This window comes from Paenibacillus albiflavus (assembly GCF_004344915.1).
Classification (GTDB): domain Bacteria; phylum Bacillota; class Bacilli; order Paenibacillales; family NBRC-103111; genus Paenibacillus_AM; species Paenibacillus_AM albiflavus.
On the sequence record NZ_SKFG01000038.1, the window covers coordinates 17,999 to 36,343 of the forward strand.

Sequence of the window (18,345 nt, forward strand, 5' to 3'; positions counted from 1 at the left end):
CAAAGCGTTGACTGGAACGAGTATTCTGTATCAAGCAATGTCAGCGAGTTAGGATATTGGTGTGAGCCTAACCTTTGCCTCAGATGAAAATCCTCCAGGAGCATCTCTTGAAACGTACAGTAGGGAGAATCGGGTAATTCCGTTATCAATTATGAGGTGGAAACGAAATTTAGCTGCTGTTCTGATCAAGGACTGCAAAGCTTTATCGTTTTTTAACTAGGGTGGTACCGCGAGCTAACTTCTCGTCCCTTTGGGATGTAGAAGTTTTTTTGTTTTTGTAAAAGCTTATTGATTAAGGAGTGGACGAGTAATGGAGTATGGTAAAACACTGAACCTGCCTGTAACAGATTTCCCGATGCGTGGTAATTTGCCGCAGGCTGAGCCCAAAATGCAAGCATGGTGGGATGAAATCGACATTTATAAGCTTGTACAGGAAAGTCGTAAAGGCAAACCTAAATACATCTTGCATGATGGTCCTCCATATGCGAATGGGAACATTCATATCGGTCATGCGATGAACAAAATTTTGAAGGATTTTATCGTTCGCTATAAATCCATGATGGGTTATGATGCACCGTATATTCCAGGCTGGGATACGCATGGTTTGCCAATTGAACAAGCGATTGCGAATTCAGGCAAAGTGGATCGCAAGCAAATGAGTGTTGCTGAATTCCGTGAATATTGCAAAGCGTATGCACTAGATTGGATTGCCAAGCAGAAGGAGCAATTCCAGCGTCTTAGTGTTCGTGGAGATTGGGAGAATCCTTATATCACCCTTCTACCAGAGTACGAAGCACAGCAAGTGCGCGTATTTGGTGAAATGGTACGCAAAGGATACATTTACAAAGGTCTTAAGCCTGTATATTGGTCACCTTCATCTGAAAGTGCGCTTGCAGAAGCTGAAATCGAATATCGTGAGAAAACATCCTCATCTATTTATGTTGCGTTTGATGTACGCGATGGTAAAGGCAAGCTTCCAGAAGATGCTGCAATTATTATCTGGACAACGACACCTTGGACATTGCCAGCTAACTTAGGCATCTCGGTACACCCTGAATTTGACTATGTGGTTGCTCAGGTCGGAGCTAAGAAATTTGTTGTAGCAGAAGGCTTATTAGCCGCTGTGACGAAACAATTGAATTGGGAAGACGTGACAGTCTTATCGAAGGTTAAGGGAGCGGAGCTGGAGTATATCACTTGTAAACACCCGTTCTATGATCGTGATTCGCTAGTGATGACTGGTGAGCATGTAACGCTTGATGCAGGTACGGGTTGTGTTCATACTGCACCTGGTCATGGTGAAGATGACTTTGTGATCGGGCAGCGCTATAAATTAGGCGTATTATGTCCTGTTGATGACCAAGGTCATATGACAAGTGAAGCACCTGGATTTGAAGGTGTGTTCTACGAGAAAGCGAATAAACAAATTATTGAAGCATTGACTGAGTCGGGGCACTTGCTTGCTCTTTCACAAATGCAGCACCAATATCCGCATGACTGGAGAACGAAGAAGCCTGTTATTTATCGTGCAACTGAACAATGGTTTGCTTCCATTGATAAGTTCCGCGGCCAAATGCTTGAGCAAATCAAGGAAGTCAAGTGGACACCTGAATGGGGCGAAACGCGTCTACACAACATGATTGCCGACCGTGGAGATTGGTGTATTTCAAGACAACGTGTATGGGGTGTACCGATTCCAATTGTGTATTGCAGAAAATGTAATCACCCGCTCGTTAATGAAGCAACGATTGAGCATACTGCTAACTTGTTTGCTGAAGAGGGCTCTAACGCTTGGTTCATCCGTAATGAGAAGGATTTATTGCCAGAAGGAACAGTGTGCTCGGAATGTGGTCACGACGAGTTCCGCAAGGAAACGGATATTATGGACGTTTGGTTCGATTCTGGTTCCTCGCATTATGGCGTACTGAAGGCTCACCCAGAATTGCAATGGCCTGCAGATTTATATCTGGAAGGTTCTGACCAATACCGTGGTTGGTTTAATTCATCGTTAATTACAGGTGTAGCTGTAGAAGGCTCAGCTCCTTATAAAGCGGTTCTGTCACATGGCTTCACACTCGATGGAGAAGGCAATAAAATGTCCAAGTCAATCGGTAATACGGTTGACCCGATTAAGGTATGCGGCAATTTAGGTGCTGATATTTTACGATTATGGGTATCCTCAGTAGACTATCAGTCAGATGTTCGGATCTCAGATAATATCTTGAATCAGATTAGTGAAGGTTATCGTAAAATCCGTAATACGCTACGCTTCTTGTTAGGTAACTTAACTGGATTCAATGCGGAGACGGACAGAGTTCCTTTTGAACAAATGAATGAACTTGAGCGCTACACGACGATCCGATTGCATAAAATGACGGAGAAAGTTCTTCGTGCGTATGAGAATTATGAATTCCACGTCGTTTATCAAGAAATTCATCGTTTCTGTGCAATTGAGATGAGCTCACTTTATATGAACGTACGTAAAGATTGTTTATATGCTGAAGGTACGAATGATGCGTCCCGTAAAGCAGCACAAACTGTTCTATACGATGTACTTTATATGATCACGCGTCTAATTGCTCCAATTCTGCCACATACAGCAGATGAAGTATGGAAATACATTCCTGGTATCGAGCTACTTAGTGTACAATTAAGTGAAATGCCGAAGCCGGAAACTGCGCTTTACGATAAACAGCTTGAAGAGAAGTGGGATCAGTTCTTAGAGGTACGTGACGAAGTGCTTAAAGCATTGGAAGAAGCGCGTAAAACGAAAGTGATAGGGGATTCGCTGCAAGCATCCGTGTGTCTATATCCAGATGCCAAGAATGCTGAATTGTTATCACAAATGGATCGACTTGATCTCCTGTTTATTGTATCCAAAGTTCATGTTCACGCGGCTGGTGACGCTGTACCTGAGAGTGCATGGAAGTCTCCTGGCATCGCAGTTGAGGTTAAAATTGCCAAAGGCGATAAATGCGAACGCTGCTGGATAGTAACTCCTGAAGTTGGACAAAATGAACAATATCCAACGCTTTGTGCAAGATGCTCGGAAGTCATTGCACATAACTATCAGGAATAGGGAACAAGAGAAGCGGATTCTCCATCATTAAGGACGGATGCGTTTCTCAAGGTATTACTTAGAATTTATGACATAAAAAATATAAATTCTATAATACAAATAAAAAACGAGCTATACCTTAGGGAATAGCTCGTTTCCTAATTAAACTAATCTTATTCCATTTCCATTTGATCTGGTTCGAGGAGCGGGTCGCCTTCTCCGTTATGCATATAATCATAATATTTCTTGTTGCGGATGACGGTTAATTGTTTACCGTACATATCGGTTGCAAGGAAGCTTTCGAAGGATTCGACGAAACCGTCATTCTCATCCGCCTCAGTAGACATTTCGTCGTAGCTAGTAACTTCACGATTATCTGACATAGCAGGGGTGTTCGATGTGCCCCAGCTTTCAACAATCTGCCAGGTGTCCTCACTGTCAAAGGCATTCAGCTCTGGCGATTCATCCAAACCAACTCTTCCATAAGAAATACCTGTCACTTGTTCTTCAACGGGTCTTCGATCAGAAGTTATTCGGCTTAGGGTATGTTCCTTACAATATAATGTGGTTGGGATTGCTTGCAATCGTTCAAAGGAGATTGGTTTCTTGCAGGTTAAACAAATTCCATAAGTTCCTTGATTTATGGCTGAAAGTGCTTTATCAATTTCTTCCATATGCATCTCAGCATTCTCATTCAAAGCAATATCTTTCTCACGTTCGTAAGTTTCGGTGGCGATATCGCCCGGATGATTATCGTATGCAGAAAGTTCACCTATATTATCACGTAGTGAGGTGGATAATCCAAATGATTGATTATTGCGAGCGCGATTTTCAAAATCTTGTTGTTCATTTAAGAGCCAATTGCGCAGCTCTAGGAGCTCTTGATCCGTTAAATGTTGCATAATATTGTTGTGCAGCTCCCTTCTTTTGATGTAACCTTATAAGTATTGTGGTCTTCACCGTTTCATTTTAGTATGGTAAATAAGGGGGCGCCTATTTTGCTTATTTATTTCGTGATCGCAGCCATTGTCATTATTATTGACCAGCTATCCAAGTGGTTAGTGCGTGAATATATGACATTGGATGAATCCATTTCCGTTCTGGGTGATCAGTTCTTTCAATTGACTTCCCATCGTAATCGCGGGGCTGCATTTGGCATATTGCAGGATCAACGCTGGTTTTTTATCACGATTACAATTGTTGTAATCGTTGGGATCATTATTTTCCTGTACCGAACAATACGATCAGGCAAGCGCTTGCTCCCTATTGCCTTAAGCTTGATTCTTGGTGGAGCAAGTGGGAACTTTATCGATCGATTGCTAGCAGGAGAGGTTACTGATTTTTTCCATTTCACGTTTATTTTTGATTTGCTTGGCAAGCATGTGAATTATGAATTTGCGATTTTTAATGTCGCGGACTGTGCAATTGTGGTGGGTGGTATCCTGTTTGTGCTGGATACGCTGCTCGCATGGAGGCAAGAAAGTAAAGAAAACAGACAGCAAGAAGCTAGAAGGAGCGAGAATGAATAATTCAATCAATCCAGATATTCATGATGATATGTATGAAGAAGTGAATGAAGAGTCATCGCAGCAATGGATCATTGAAGAGTCAGCGGCAGGAGAACGGATGGACAAGTTCTTGGCTGAAAGCTTGGATGATGTGTCCAGAACTCAGGTTCAGCTATGGATAAAAGACGGGCATGTGAAGGTTAACGGGAAAGTGGTTAAGCCTAATCTTAAGTTAGCCGAAGGTGATCAGGTTGCACTCCGTATTCCTGATCCTGAGCCTACGGATATTAGGCCTGAAGCAATTCCAATTGAAGTCGTCTACGAGGATGAAGATGTGATTGTTGTCAATAAACAACGTGGTCTAGTTGTGCACCCGGCAGTTGGTCATCACAGTGGAACGTTAGTGAATGCTCTGTTATATCATTGTAAAGATTTATCAGGAATTAATGGTATTATGCGACCTGGAATTGTGCATCGTATTGACAAGGATACTTCGGGTCTCATAATTGCCGCGAAGAATGACAAGGCGCATGCTCATTTAGCAGCGCAGTTCAAGGATCATTCGATTACACGCAAGTATATTGCGCTTGTTCAGGGGAATCTTGCCCATGAGCAGGGGACCATAGATGCGCCTATCGGTCGCGATCCGAATGATCGCAAGCTATTTATGGTTACAGAGCGAAATGCCAAACATGCAGTGACCCATTTTTCTGTGATTGAGCGATTTGGAGATTGTACGCTTGTAGAGCTTAAGCTTGAGACTGGACGTACGCACCAAATTCGTGTGCACATGAAATTCATCGGGCATGCTTTAGTTGGGGACCCATCCTATGGTCGTACCAAGAGTGTTCAGCGCATAACGATGGAAGGCGGACAAGCTCTGCATGCGGCTGTTCTAGGATTTATTCATCCGCGTACTGAAGAATACATGCATTTTGAAGCTCCTATTCCTGAAGACATGGATAAGCTGCTCGAGTCTTTAAGATTACGATGATTTAAATGTTGACATTTGTCGCTTCAAGTGCGATAATCTTTAACAAATCGAATAGTACCTTTAAATTCAGTCCAGAGAGGCTGGCAAGGTAAACGATCAGAACAGATGGAATGTCCACTCTCCATGCTCGCGAGCAGGAAGTAGGCAACCAATGAAGCTTTGTGCCAATCAATATCTTCACATAGTTGATGAACACAAGTCTATATCTGTACATGACCAGCCCTTGCCTCTGAATGGCAAGGGCTTTTCTTATTCAAGGAGGAGAAATCTTTGGCAGAAAGCAAACATGCATTAATGGATCAAATGGCAATTCGTAGAGCACTGACTCGTATTTCTCACGAAATCTTGGAAAAGAACAAAGGCGTTGATGATTGTATTCTAATCGGCATACGCACTCGCGGGATCTACTTAGCAAGAAGAATTGCGGCCTTAATCGCGGAAATCGAAGGCGTATCACTTCCGGTGGGAGAGATCGATATTACTTCTTATCGCGATGATCGTGTGAAGGTGGACTCTGTTGAGGAAGTTTATCATGGGGGTTCCTTACAGATCGAGCAAAAGAAAATAATACTAGTCGATGATGTGCTGTACACAGGGAGAACCGTCAGAGCAGCAATGGATGCGCTGATTGATTTGGGAAGACCTGAAATGATACAGCTTGCAGTGCTAGTCGATCGAGGACATCGCGAGCTTCCGATTCGTCCGGATTATGTAGGGAAGAACGTGCCTACTTCCAAGACGGAGAAAATTGAAGTATTGCTATCTGAAATCGATGAACAAGATGCAGTTATGATACAACAGCTTAGGGGGAATTAACGATGAGTATCGTAGAGGCGAAGTTAGGAACAGGACAGCATCTGCTAGGATTAAGAGGAATGAGTGCAGAAGAGATAACGAGCATCTTGGATCGTGCAGCATATTGGGAGAACTATCCTGAGAAGGTTGCTAAAGTGCTTAACGGAAAATTTGTAGCAAACTTATTTTTTGAGAACTCCACTCGTACACGCACATCATTCGAAATCGCAGAGAAAAGATTAGGTACGGAAGTGATTAACTTCTCAGCGGCAGAATCATCTGTTCAGAAAGGCGAATCCATCTACGATACAGTTCGAACGGTAGAATCGATGGGCATCGATGCAGCGGTTATCAGGCTGAAGCCAATTGGTCTACTTGCCGAAATGGCAAACAAAATCAAAGTTCCACTCATTAATGCAGGAGATGGCAATAATGAGCACCCAACGCAAGCATTGCTAGACTTATATACAATGCGCAAGCATTTTGGACACATCAAAGGACTTACCGTCTCCATCGTAGGAGATATTCAGCACAGTCGCGTAGCAAGATCTAACTTGTGGGCGCTTCAAGCGATGGGTGCACAAGTACGTCTATGCGCACCAGAAAATATGCGTGCCAAAGAATTAGAAGCTTTTGCACCCTATGTAACGATTGAAGAAGCACTTCGCTCAGATGTCGTCATGATGCTCCGCGTACAGCTTGAACGTCATGATCAAGGTATGATCCGCTCTGCTGAAGAATATCGTGCACAGTACGGTATGACGGTAGAACGAGCAGCAAAGATGGCACCGCATGCGATTATCATGCATCCTGCACCAGTGAACCGCAATGTAGAGATTGATGATGAGCTAGTTGAGCATCCCAAGTCACATATCTTTGCTCAAATGAGTCACGGTGTACCAATTCGAATGGCTGTAGTAGAACGCGCACTTCATAACTAAGACATACAAACGGAGGGTAAGCATGGGTACTTGGATCGTAAATGGAATGGTAGTCGAAGCTGATAATAAGCAAGTTATGAAACATATTTTGGTAGATGATGGAAAAATTACTGCAATAACTTCAGATGATCGTCAATCACTTGATACAGATGGTCATGAAATTATTGACGCTGCAGGTAAGCTAGTATCGTCAGGCTTAATCGATATGCACGTACATTTGCGAGAGCCTGGCTTTGAATATAAAGAAACAATTGCAACAGGAACAAGATCCGCAGCACGCGGAGGATTTACAACAATCGCTTGTATGCCGAATACAAGACCGATTCTGGGCACACCAGAAACGATACAATTAGTTCTAGATAAAGCAGAGACAGAAGGCAACGGCGTACGTGTTCTACCATACGGAAGCATTACAGTGAATGAGCTTGGTCGCGAGCTTACAGATTTTATAGCGATGAAGCAAGCTGGAGCAATCGGCTTTACAGACGATGGCGTAGGTGTGCAGAACGCCCAGATGATGAAAAATGCGATGAGCTTAGCGAAATCGCTGGACATGCCTATCATCGCACACTGTGAAGATGAGTCGCTTGTTGTAGGCGCACCTGTCGCTGAGGGGTCTTTTGCTACCAAGCATGGTCTTAAAGGGATTCCAAATGAGTCCGAGGCAATTCATGTGGGACGTGACGTTCTACTAGCTGAAGCAACAGGCGTTCACTACCATGTGTGTCATGTATCAACTGAGCAATCGGTACGACTGATTAGACAAGGTAAGGCAGTTGGTGTTCATGTGACTGGCGAAGTTTGCCCACATCACTTGATACTATCTGAGGAAGATATTCCTGAGATGGATGCTAATTGGAAAATGAATCCACCTCTTCGCTCCGCAAAAGACGTAGAAGCCATGATTCAAGCAGTAGAGGATGGAACGATTGACATCATCGTAACGGATCATGCGCCACACAGTGAGGAAGAGAAAGCCAAAGGCATGCAGGCTGCTCCATTTGGAATCGTGGGACTTGAAACTGCTTTTCCACTGATGTATACGAAGTTCGTTGCGACAGGTCGATGGACGCTTGCTTTCTTGCTCGATAAAATGACGGTCAAGCCTGCTGAAGTGTTCGGCTTACCTTGGGGCAAGCTTGCTGAAGGTCAAGAAGCAGATCTGACAATTATCGATTTAGAAACAGAAAAAGCCGTTCAACCAGATGAGTTCTTAAGTAAAGGACGCAATACACCATTCACAGGTTGGAAGCTCAAAGGTTGGCCTGCTATGACGATGGTGGGCGGTAAGGTAGTTTGGTCCGAATAAGTTAGGGTAGATATATAAAAGGAGCTGAAGCGAAAATGCAGGCAAAATTACTACTTGAAGACGGCACTCTATTTGTCGGAAAATCATTCGGCGCAGAAGGCAATTCTGTCGGTGAGGTTGTATTCAATACTGGAATTACTGGATACCAAGAGGTACTTTCAGATCCTTCTTACTGTGGGCAAATCGTAACAATGACTTATCCACTAATCGGAAACTACGGGATCACACGTGATGATTTTGAATCGATTCGTCCATTCATCCACGGGTTCGTTGTTAGACAGCATGAGGAATCCCCAAGTAACTGGAGATCTCAGTTTACGCTGGATTATCTGCTTAAAGAATATGGTATTCTAGGTATTTCAGATATAGATACAAGAATGTTGACTCGTAAAATCCGCCAGCATGGGGTAATGAAAGGCTTGCTATCGACTGAGGATTGCTCAGTAGAAGAGCTGAAGCAAATGCTGAATAAAGATAACTTGATGACGGATCAAGTATCACGCGTATCGACTAAAAATGTATTCAGCGCACCAGGTTCCAATGAGCGTATCGTGCTAGTGGACTACGGTGCAAAGAGCGGAATTGTCCGTGATCTGTCTAAGCGTGGCTGTGATGTAGTGGTTGTTCCACATGACACGACTGCAGATGAAATTCGTCGCTTATCGCCAGATGGCATTCTACTATCGAATGGCCCTGGGGACCCGAAAGATGTTCCGCATGGCGTTAAAATGATTCAGGATCTTCTAGGCGAGTACCCGATCTTCGGTATCTGCTTAGGACATCAACTATTCGCACTTTCATGTGGTGCTGATACAGAGAAGCTTAAGTTTGGTCATCGTGGTGGCAACCATCCAGTCAAAGATCTGGAATCAGGTCGCTGCTACATCACATCGCAAAACCATGGCTACACCGTAAATGAAGATTCGGTTAAAGGTACTGAATTAGTTGTTACTCATATCAACAACAATGATAAAACGATTGAAGGTCTGCGTCATAGCAAGCATGCAGCATTCTCCGTGCAATATCACCCAGAGGCTGCACCAGGGCCATTCGATTCATCCTATCTGTTCGATGATTTCATCAAGATGATTCGTGAGTTCAAGAAGCAGCATCCTGAAGCACCTCGCCAATCGCAAATGCTGGCAGCTTGGCAAGCAAACAATAAAACACAAACTGCAAAAGGAGAACTTCACTATGCCCAAAAATAATGAACTGAAAAAAATACTAGTGATCGGCTCTGGTCCAATTGTAATTGGTCAGGCTGCAGAATTCGACTATGCGGGAACACAGGCCTGTCAAGCATTAAAAGAAGAAGGGATGGAAGTTGTCCTAATCAACTCCAATCCTGCAACCATCATGACAGATACGAATATGGCTGATAAGGTTTATATCGAACCGATTACGCTTGATTTCGTAACTCAAATCATTCGTCAAGAGCGTCCTGACGGCTTACTTCCAACTCTAGGAGGTCAAACAGGACTGAACATGGCAGTTGAGCTAGCGCGTGCAGGCGTGCTTGAAGCTGAGAACGTGAAATTGCTTGGAACACAATTGATGGCAATTGAGAAAGCAGAGGATCGCGATTTATTCCGTGATCTGATGCGAGAGCTTGAGCAACCAGTTCCAGATAGCACGATTGTAACTACTGTAGAAGAAGCGGTTGATTTTGCAAATGAGATTGGTTTCCCAATCATCGTACGTCCTGCATATACACTTGGTGGTACTGGTGGCGGTATCTGTGACAACATGGATGAGCTTGTTGAAATTGTGAAGTCAGGTATCCGTTACTCCCCAATTGGACAATGTTTGATTGAGAGAAGTATCGCAGGTATGAAGGAAGTTGAGTACGAGGTTATGCGTGATGCGAACGACAACTGTATTGTTGTCTGCAACATGGAGAACTTCGATCCTGTAGGAGTGCACACAGGCGATTCTATCGTAGTAGCGCCTAGCCAAACGCTTTCTGATCGTGAATACCAGATGCTGCGCGCAGCATCACTCAAAATTATTCGTGCGCTAAACATTGAAGGTGGATGCAACGTACAGTTTGCGCTTGATCCGCAATCATTCCAATATTATGTAATCGAAGTGAATCCACGTGTGAGTCGTTCATCTGCACTTGCATCAAAAGCAACTGGTTACCCAATTGCGAAGATGGCTGCCAAGATTGCAATCGGCTATACACTGGATGAAATTGTTAACCCTGTTACAGGACAAACCTATGCATGCTTTGAGCCAACACTGGATTATATCGTTTCCAAAATTCCTCGCTGGCCATTCGATAAATTTACATCTGCGAATCGTAAGCTAGGTACACAGATGAAAGCAACTGGTGAAGTCATGGCGATCGGTCGTACATTCGAAGAATCGATACACAAAGCGATTCGTTCACTCGAAATCGGCGTACACCGTCTGTTCTTGAAGGAAACCGATCTAATTGATCAAGAAACACTTGAATCTAGATTGCAAAAGCCAGATGATGAGCGCTTGTTCCTGATTGCAGAGGCTTATCGTCGTGGCTATACGATTGAACAATTGCATGATTTAACGAACATTGACTGGTGGTTCTTGCAGAAGCTATACTCCATGATTCAGTTCGAGGAGCAGCTTAAAGCTGATGAGCTGTCACCTGAGCTGCTTCTGCAAGCTAAACGTATGGGCTTCACTGATCGTGCGATCGCAGAAATCCGTACTCTTGCGGGACTTCACTCGAATACGAACGAGGCAGACATTCGTACGGGACGCATTGCTCAAGGCATCAAGCCAGTATACAAGATGGTTGATACTTGCGCAGCTGAGTTTGAAGCTACAACACCATACTATTACTCCACATATGAACAAGAAGATGAAGTAATGGAATCAGCCAAACAGAAAGTAATCGTGCTTGGTTCTGGACCTATTCGGATCGGACAAGGGATCGAGTTTGACTACTCCACTGTACATGCTGTATGGGCTATTCAAGCAGCAGGCTATGAAGCAGTAATTATTAACAATAATCCTGAGACCGTATCGACGGACTTTAATACATCAGATAGACTCTACTTCGAACCGTTATTCTTTGAAGATGTCATGAACATCATCGAGCGTGAACAGCCAATTGGGGTAATCGTTCAGTTCGGTGGTCAAACGGCAATTAACTTAGCTGCACCATTATCTAAAGCGGGTGTGAGAATTCTAGGTTCTGATTTAGAAAGTATCGATACAGCTGAAGATCGTAAGAGATTCGAAGCATTGCTTACGAACCTGAATATTGCTCAACCACCAGGTGGAACCGTAACATCGGTTGATCAAGCAGTTGGTACAGCTTCTCAGTTTGGCTATCCGGTGCTTGTGCGTCCTTCCTACGTACTAGGTGGACGTGCCATGGAGATCGTTTACTCCGACGAAGAGTTGCTAAGCTACATGGAATATGCTGTAAAAATTAATCCTGAGCATCCTGTCCTCATTGACCGCTATATGCTGGGTAAAGAGGTAGAAGTAGATGCCATCTGCGATTTGGATACGGTATTAATCCCAGGTATCATGGAACATATTGAGCGCGCAGGTGTTCACTCTGGTGACTCTATCGCCGTATATCCTCCACAATCTCTAAGCGAGGATATCAAACAGAAGATTATCGATATCACAGTCAAAATTTCACGCGAGCTGAAAGTAATCGGTCTTGTTAACATTCAATTCGTTATCTACAACGATGAAGTGTATGTGATCGAAGTTAACCCGCGTTCATCCAGAACCGTTCCTTTCTTATCGAAAGTTACGAATATCCCTATGGCAAATGTAGCAACTCGTGTTATCATGGGTCAGAAGCTATCTGACATGGGCTACTCAACAGGTTTATGGCCTGAAGATGATTGTGTATCTGTCAAGGTTCCTGTGTTCTCATTCGCTAAGCTGCGTCGTGTAGATACAACACTAGGACCTGAAATGAAATCAACTGGTGAAGTAATGGGCCGCGACGCAAACTTTGCGAAGGCACTTTACAAAGGCTTAATTGGCTCTGGTATGAAAATACCTCCAACAGGCAATATCATCGCGACTATCGCAGATAAAGATAAAGAAGAAGCAATTGAGATCTTCCGTGGCTTCCAAAGCTTGGGCTACAAACTTATCGCTACTGGCGGTACAGCTCAAGCGTTCGAAGAAGCAGGCTTGCGTGTAGCGACTGTTAATAAGCTAAGCGAAGGCTCTCCTAACATTCTAGATTTGATTCGCAGCGGTCAAGCGCATTTTGTAGTAAACACACTAACGAAGGGCAAGACACCTCAGCGTGATGGCTTTAGAATTCGCCGCGAGGCTGCTGAGAACGGCGTTGTATGCTTGACTTCCTTAGATACCTTCAGAGCACTACTACACATGCTTGAAGCGATTAATTTTACTTCCAAAGCAATGCCAGTACATCAGAAATAATCTTGATGCAAGAACAATAATAAGAGCGGGATACATGGCGAACAAGAACAAGTGTTATCACTTGGCGGCCTAGTAACCCGCTCCTGTTATGAACATAACTAAGGAGGAGTACTTACAATGTCAAAGATGAACTTAACTGCGAATGAAGTTGCTGGTCGAATCATGGTTGCGCTTGACTATCCAACAGCTGCTGAAGCAGAGCGATTAATTGACCAGCTCAGCGGAATACCTTGTTACATGAAGGTCGGCATGCAGCTCTTCTATGCAGCAGGACCAAGTTTCATTCATAAGCTGAAAGAACGCGGCTATAAAGTTTTCTTGGATGTGAAGATGCATGATATTCCGAACACAGTTATGTGTGGATCAGAGAGCATCGCTAGACTAGGTGTGGATATGTTCAATATTCACGCAGCAGGCGGTAAAATGATGATGGAATATGCACTTGAAGGCGTGGATAAAGCGATGACAGGTGCTGCCAATCATGTGAAACCTATTGTGATCGCAGTGACTCAGCTTACTTCCACTAGCCAAGCTGTACTAAATGAGGAGATTGGTATAGCAGGCTCTGTTGAAGATGCGGTTGTACGTTATGCCAAGCTGACACAGCAGGCAGGACTTGATGGTGTTGTGGCATCACCGCTTGAAGTGAACTCCATTAAATCAGCATGCGGCAGCAACTTTATTACGGTAACACCAGGAATTAGACCAGCTGGCTTAGATGCAGGGGATCAAACACGCATTATGACGCCTCCACAAGCATTTGCAGAAGGAACGGATTATGTCGTGATCGGCAGACCAATTACGGCAGCTTCAGATTCAAGACAAGCTTTGGAATCCATTATTGATTCGGTAGTAAACGCATAATCAGAAAATAATAAGGAGAGATACTCGTTATGACAAGTGAACTCAATGAACTAGCTAAGCAAATTGCAGCATCCCTACTTAAAATTGAAGCTGTGGCTTTAAGACCACATCAGCCTTTTACATGGACTTCTGGTATTAAGTCCCCTATCTATTGCGACAATCGACTTACCATGTCTTACCCTGAGATTCGTGATCTTATCGCCTCAGGATTCGCAACACTTGTTCAAGAATTGTATCCAGATGCTGAAGTGATTGCAGGGACAGCGACTGCAGGTATTCCGCATGCTGCATGGGTTGCCGATAAGTTAGGCTTGCCGATGATTTACATCCGTGATAAAGCGAAGGGACATGGCAAAGAGAACCTAATCGAAGGCGTTCTTCGTCCGGGTCAGAAAGTTGTTGTCATTGAAGATCTAATTTCAACAGGCGGCTCATCTCTTAAAGCAGCTCTTGCTGTGAATGAAGCAGGCGGACAAGCTTTAGGCGTACTAGCGATCTTCTCTTACCAGCTTGAGAAGGGGATCCAAGCCTTTAAAGAAGCAAGTATGCCGCTTCACACCTTGTCCAATTACACAGCGCTAATTGAAGAAGCTGTAGAGCTTGGCAAAATTCAAGCATCCGATATTGAAATTCTTCAATCTTGGAGAGCGAATCCATCTACATTTGGCGTGTAAAATAAATTGGATCTATGTACTCCGCACGATCATTAGTGCGGAGTTTTGTTGTTTTAATAGATGATTGTATAGTCAAACTTTGAGGTAATGTGCTAAAATGAATTAAATTTCTGAATATAAGGTTAAATCGGGAGAGGTGTATATATGATCCGAATAAAGTCTTCCCCTTTCATTCTAGCATTGATCCTTTGTATCAGTATTCTCCTTCCACCTAGTATCGTTGAAGCAAAGACAACGGGACTTACCCGTGGTGAGTTTTTTAAGCTTTTGGCTGAGCATATGACGTTAAAGCCAGAAGATACAGCAGTGAAGCTGCCTGTGGATGTAAAAGAGAAATCTGATGAGGCTGAGGCCATACGCACATTATTAGAACGCAAAATTATATTCGGTTATCCAGATGGAACCATTCGTCTGAATGAGCTCATCAAGCCTCTTGATGTTGAATATATCATCGCTCGTTTTCTTGGTATAACTGATGATAAGGCGATTCACCAGATGAAAACTGAGTTTCAAGTTTCATTAGGGGACGATAACCTGATAACTAAAGAACAAGCTGAATCCTTAATCGAGAAAATTCTTTTAAATGATCGAACTCTTATGAGTAATTTAACTGAAGTTATGGAACAGATGAAAGCGATTACTTCAGTTACGGTTAATACTAGCCAGACTAAACAAATCAAGCTCACTCAGAGTCAGTCATCCAAAGAAATAACCAGAAGCATTGAAACAAGCTCGGAAGTGTACATTCATAAGCAATCTGGTTATCAATTGAAATCGTTCATCCAGAGCTCAGATGGGACAATCGATCAGGGAAGTGTTCTGGAACAATACGTTGTTCCAGAAGGGTTGTTTAATCGCCGCTATAATGCTGATCTTAGCGACAAGGGAGATCTACCTAAGTGGATCAAAGGGGTGGGCTCAACACCATTTGATTATGGTCAGATGCTAGCAGCTCAAATAGAAACTTCCATTCCGAAGAAGTTAATGAATGATCGCTATTATTTTTACAGAAGTTTAGGCGTAGAAGAGATTGACGGAAAAAAGATTCATAAGATTCAAGTATTTGGTTCAATGCCAATCGCTACTACGATGAATCAGTTAATTCCAGAGCTTGATAAATCAGAGAAGCCTTTGAAGCTAATCCAAACGATTAGTGGAACGATTTATGTAGATATTCAGACCAATTTATTGACAGAGCTCGAATGGGTACAGACCATACGCAATGATGTTGATGATTCATTACCTTTTAAGCTAATCGAGGTCGAAACGAAAATCCAATATTCCGATTACAATCAAGTAAAGCCGATTCAATTACCTGAAAACAAGTAATCAAATCATAGTAAAAGCCGTTCCTTAGACAAATCGTTGTCTGAAGGAACGGCTTTTTACTTATTGATTATACTTCGGTTTTTTTCTTCTCACGCCAGTAACGCCAGCTCCATTCGATCGCTAACGCTATGGCAAAAGGGTAGAACATTTTGTCTGCTCCGAGCAGCTGATAGCCAAGGAATGACAGAATGGCAATAAACCCGATTACGAGAGCAATTTTGTTAGTCGGTGGTGAGGCTAGCTTGCCAATTAGAATCGGTACGCCAACGATAAGCACGATTAGTACGATGATTGTGATAATATCCAAATAAGGCTGCACGGAATCTTCTCCTTTAATTTACGCCTTCAACGACGCTATATTTTCCCAATATTTACATGTTGTTACAATGCCTTTGTCAAAGTTTCTTAGATCAAAGTGCTCATTAGGGGCATGGAGATTCTCATCAGGTAATCCAAAGCCCATTAAGACAACAGCAGCACCTAGAACGCGCGAGAACACCTCTACAATCGGAATTGAGCCGCCACCACGAGTGTATAAAGCTGGCTTGCTGTATGTGTACTCATAAGCCTCTGAAGCAGCTTGAATCGCAGGGTGATCAATTGGTGTAATATAAGGGTTGCCACGAAGCAGCTTATCGACTGTTACAGTTACACCAACAGGGCACACTTTAATCACGTGAGCTTCTAACTTGTCAAGAATATCGCTTGGGACTTGCGGTGGAACTAAGCGACATGCAATTTTGGCAGATGCTTTGCTCGGAATAATCGGTTTAATTCCTTCTCCTTGGAAACCACCAGTTACAGATGTAACCTCCACCGTTGGTCTTGAGGTTGTGCGTTCATAATAGGAATACCCTTCTTCGCCATATAAGGAAGATAGACCTAAACCTTGACGAATTTGATCCTCATTAATAGGCAGCTTGCTTGAAGCTTCACGCTCCTGTTCTGTAAATGGAGCAATTCCATCATAGAAGCCATCAATCGCTACAGCACCATTGGCATTATGGAAGGAGCTTAGGATATCGGATAACGCATGAATAGCATTAGGTACACCGCCGCCAAATAAGCCTGAATGCAGGTCTGTGTTCGACGCTTGAACCTTGATTTCACATCCAGCCATACCACGTAAACCGTATTCAATGGAAGGTTGACCTTCCGCAATAATAGGACCGTCGGAGATCAGTACGATATCCGCACTTAATTTATCTTGATACTGCTCAATAAATGGAGCCAGGTTAGGTGAAGTAATCTCTTCTTCTCCTTCAATGCAGAACTTGATGTTCACAGGTAGAGTTCCGTATGTTTGCAGCCAAGCTTCTACTGCCTTAACATGGATGAACAGCTGACCCTTGTCATCTGTCGCACCACGTGCATATAGTTTGTCGCCGCGAGTTTCCGGCTCAAAGGGATCTGAGTTCCATAATTCTAGCGGCTCTGCAGGCTGCACATCATAATGTCCATAGACCAGAATAGTAGGCTTGCCTTCTGCATGCAACCATTCACCGTAAATAATTGGATGTCCCGGTGTTTGCATAACTTCGACTTTTTCTAAACCAGCTTTGGTAAGAGAATCCGCCATCCACTGTGAGCAGGCATGCATATCATCTTTATGCTTGGAGAGTGCACTTACACTTGGAATTCGAATTAAGTTTTTGAGTTGTTCGATATGTTCATCACGATGCTCAGCTAAATATGTAAGTAGTTTGTTGTCCATGTAAGATTAATCTCCTTTAATAAAATCATCCATTATTATATCCCTAAATAGTTCCAATAAGCAAAACAAGAAACATATAGCCAACAATAGATGGGCTAGCCTTTGAATTTAAAGGTTTGATACGTTGTCCATGCACCATTCTCTGTTTGGTAGAGTAGATGAATACGATCTATCTCGGATGTGTAATTCACTGGGATTTTGGATAGTGAAGCCAGCACGTCATGAAGCTCGTCGTTACTCATCTGTTGTCCAATAGCTAAATAAGGATGGTATAGATGCTTCATGGAATCTTCAATACATAATGATTCAGAGCATACAGCATCGTGCAACTGATCCAAAGACTTGCGATCTTCTAATCCGATAATAATGGTATTGGTGGATGGATATAGACTTGTAAAGCGATTGAAATGTAAGGTAAAAGGTGAAAAACTGGCAGCAACAATCTCCAGATGATTGACCGCCGCAGCTAGCTGCTCATCCGTCCAGTCTTCTTTGTCTCGAATCGTAAGATGTGGGTTAATTAAACTATAATGCGGGTCAAAACGTTTGCGATAACTATTCGCAAAATCTTGTACTTCTTTCGTTGGAAAAACAGCAATTCCGCAATTCATCGTTAATCCCCTCCTACACAATTAAACATATCCATATTATAGCTAATAATTAATATATCGACAATTTCATCTTTTCGCACTTTTGCCGAATAAAATGTAGATATTGGATGTATTCAATAAGATTTTGGAAATTAGGTTAAT

At 43.1% G+C, this 18,345-nt stretch carries 16 protein-coding genes and 1 other annotated feature (1 of these 17 running past the window's edge); of the genes, 11 read left to right on the plus strand and 5 right to left on the minus strand.

Features of this window, described 5'->3' with window-relative positions; genetic code table 11:
- Positions 1-253 (plus strand) — a binding site (T-box leader) (it extends 2 nt beyond the left edge of the window).
- A 57-nt stretch (positions 254-310) separates the two neighbouring features.
- Complete coding sequence (gene ileS, locus E0485_RS22175; RefSeq protein ID WP_132420250.1) at positions 311-3,079, plus strand: isoleucine--tRNA ligase; 2,769 nt, start codon at positions 311-313, stop codon at positions 3,077-3,079.
- 152 nt (positions 3,080-3,231) lie between these two features.
- Here ileS and E0485_RS22180 read toward each other — a convergent pair whose 3' ends face one another.
- Positions 3,232-3,960, minus strand: coding sequence for a TraR/DksA C4-type zinc finger protein (locus E0485_RS22180; RefSeq protein WP_132420251.1), 729 nt, complete (start codon positions 3,958-3,960; stop codon positions 3,232-3,234).
- A 96-nt stretch (positions 3,961-4,056) separates the two neighbouring features.
- Here E0485_RS22180 and lspA point away from each other — a divergent pair, with 96 nt between their 5' ends.
- Entirely contained in the window at positions 4,057-4,587 is a 531-nt protein-coding gene (gene lspA, locus E0485_RS22185; RefSeq protein WP_235857672.1) for a signal peptidase II, read from the plus strand.
- A complete protein-coding gene (locus tag E0485_RS22190; RefSeq protein ID WP_132420253.1) occupies positions 4,580-5,560 on the plus strand; it encodes an RluA family pseudouridine synthase in 981 nt (326 codons plus the stop codon). The genes lspA and E0485_RS22190 overlap by 8 nt, the downstream gene beginning before the upstream one ends.
- Before the next feature lies 1 nt (position 5,561).
- On the opposite strand, the gene E0485_RS22195 is transcribed toward E0485_RS22190, so the two are convergent.
- Positions 5,562-5,774, minus strand: coding sequence for a hypothetical protein (locus E0485_RS22195; protein WP_132420254.1), 213 nt, complete (start codon positions 5,772-5,774; stop codon positions 5,562-5,564).
- A gap of 56 nt (positions 5,775-5,830) precedes the next feature.
- Between E0485_RS22195 and pyrR the strand changes: the two genes are divergently transcribed.
- The 8 genes from pyrR to E0485_RS22235 all read left to right on the plus strand — a co-directional run bounded on the left by pyrR (position 5,831) and on the right by E0485_RS22235 (position 15,879).
- Entirely contained in the window at positions 5,831-6,376 is a 546-nt protein-coding gene (gene pyrR / locus E0485_RS22200) for a bifunctional pyr operon transcriptional regulator/uracil phosphoribosyltransferase PyrR (protein ID WP_132420255.1), read from the plus strand.
- Positions 6,377-6,378: 2 nt separating this feature from the next.
- Positions 6,379-7,296 (plus strand): aspartate carbamoyltransferase catalytic subunit, encoded by a 918-nt coding sequence (locus tag E0485_RS22205; protein WP_207911037.1) that lies wholly within the window; start codon positions 6,379-6,381, stop codon positions 7,294-7,296.
- Positions 7,297-7,318: 22 nt separating this feature from the next.
- The gene (locus tag E0485_RS22210; RefSeq protein WP_132420256.1) at positions 7,319-8,605 is read left to right on the plus strand and encodes a dihydroorotase; all 1,287 of its coding nucleotides are present in this window, start codon (positions 7,319-7,321) and stop codon (positions 8,603-8,605) included.
- Between the two features lie 35 nt (positions 8,606-8,640).
- A complete protein-coding gene (gene carA / locus E0485_RS22215) occupies positions 8,641-9,813 on the plus strand; it encodes a glutamine-hydrolyzing carbamoyl-phosphate synthase small subunit (RefSeq protein WP_132420257.1) in 1,173 nt (390 codons plus the stop codon).
- A complete protein-coding gene (gene carB, locus E0485_RS22220) occupies positions 9,800-13,012 on the plus strand; it encodes a carbamoyl-phosphate synthase large subunit (protein WP_132420258.1) in 3,213 nt (1,070 codons plus the stop codon). Before carA ends, carB begins: the two co-directional genes overlap by 14 nt.
- 126 nt (positions 13,013-13,138) lie before the next feature.
- Entirely contained in the window at positions 13,139-13,876 is a 738-nt protein-coding gene (pyrF, locus tag E0485_RS22225) for an orotidine-5'-phosphate decarboxylase (protein WP_132420280.1), read from the plus strand.
- Positions 13,877-13,905: 29 nt separating this feature from the next.
- Positions 13,906-14,550 carry an orotate phosphoribosyltransferase gene (gene pyrE, locus E0485_RS22230; RefSeq protein WP_132420259.1) on the plus strand — a complete coding sequence of 215 codons (645 nt, stop codon included), beginning with the start codon at positions 13,906-13,908 and terminating at the stop codon, positions 14,548-14,550.
- 144 nt (positions 14,551-14,694) lie between these two features.
- The gene (locus E0485_RS22235; RefSeq protein ID WP_132420260.1) at positions 14,695-15,879 is read left to right on the plus strand and encodes an S-layer homology domain-containing protein; all 1,185 of its coding nucleotides are present in this window, start codon (positions 14,695-14,697) and stop codon (positions 15,877-15,879) included.
- Between the two features lie 67 nt (positions 15,880-15,946).
- Here the strand turns inward: E0485_RS22235 and E0485_RS22240 are convergent, their stop codons facing one another.
- The 3 genes from E0485_RS22240 to E0485_RS22250 form a co-directional block, all read right to left on the minus strand.
- Complete coding sequence (locus E0485_RS22240) at positions 15,947-16,198, minus strand: hypothetical protein (RefSeq protein WP_132420261.1); 252 nt, start codon at positions 16,196-16,198, stop codon at positions 15,947-15,949.
- Between the two features lie 18 nt (positions 16,199-16,216).
- Positions 16,217-17,593, minus strand: a complete 1,377-nt coding sequence (locus E0485_RS22245) for a dipeptidase (protein WP_132420262.1) — start codon at positions 17,591-17,593, stop codon at positions 16,217-16,219.
- A 95-nt stretch (positions 17,594-17,688) separates the two neighbouring features.
- The gene (locus E0485_RS22250) at positions 17,689-18,204 is read right to left on the minus strand and encodes a 2'-5' RNA ligase family protein (protein WP_132420263.1); all 516 of its coding nucleotides are present in this window, start codon (positions 18,202-18,204) and stop codon (positions 17,689-17,691) included.
- Positions 18,205-18,345 lie beyond the last annotated feature (141 nt).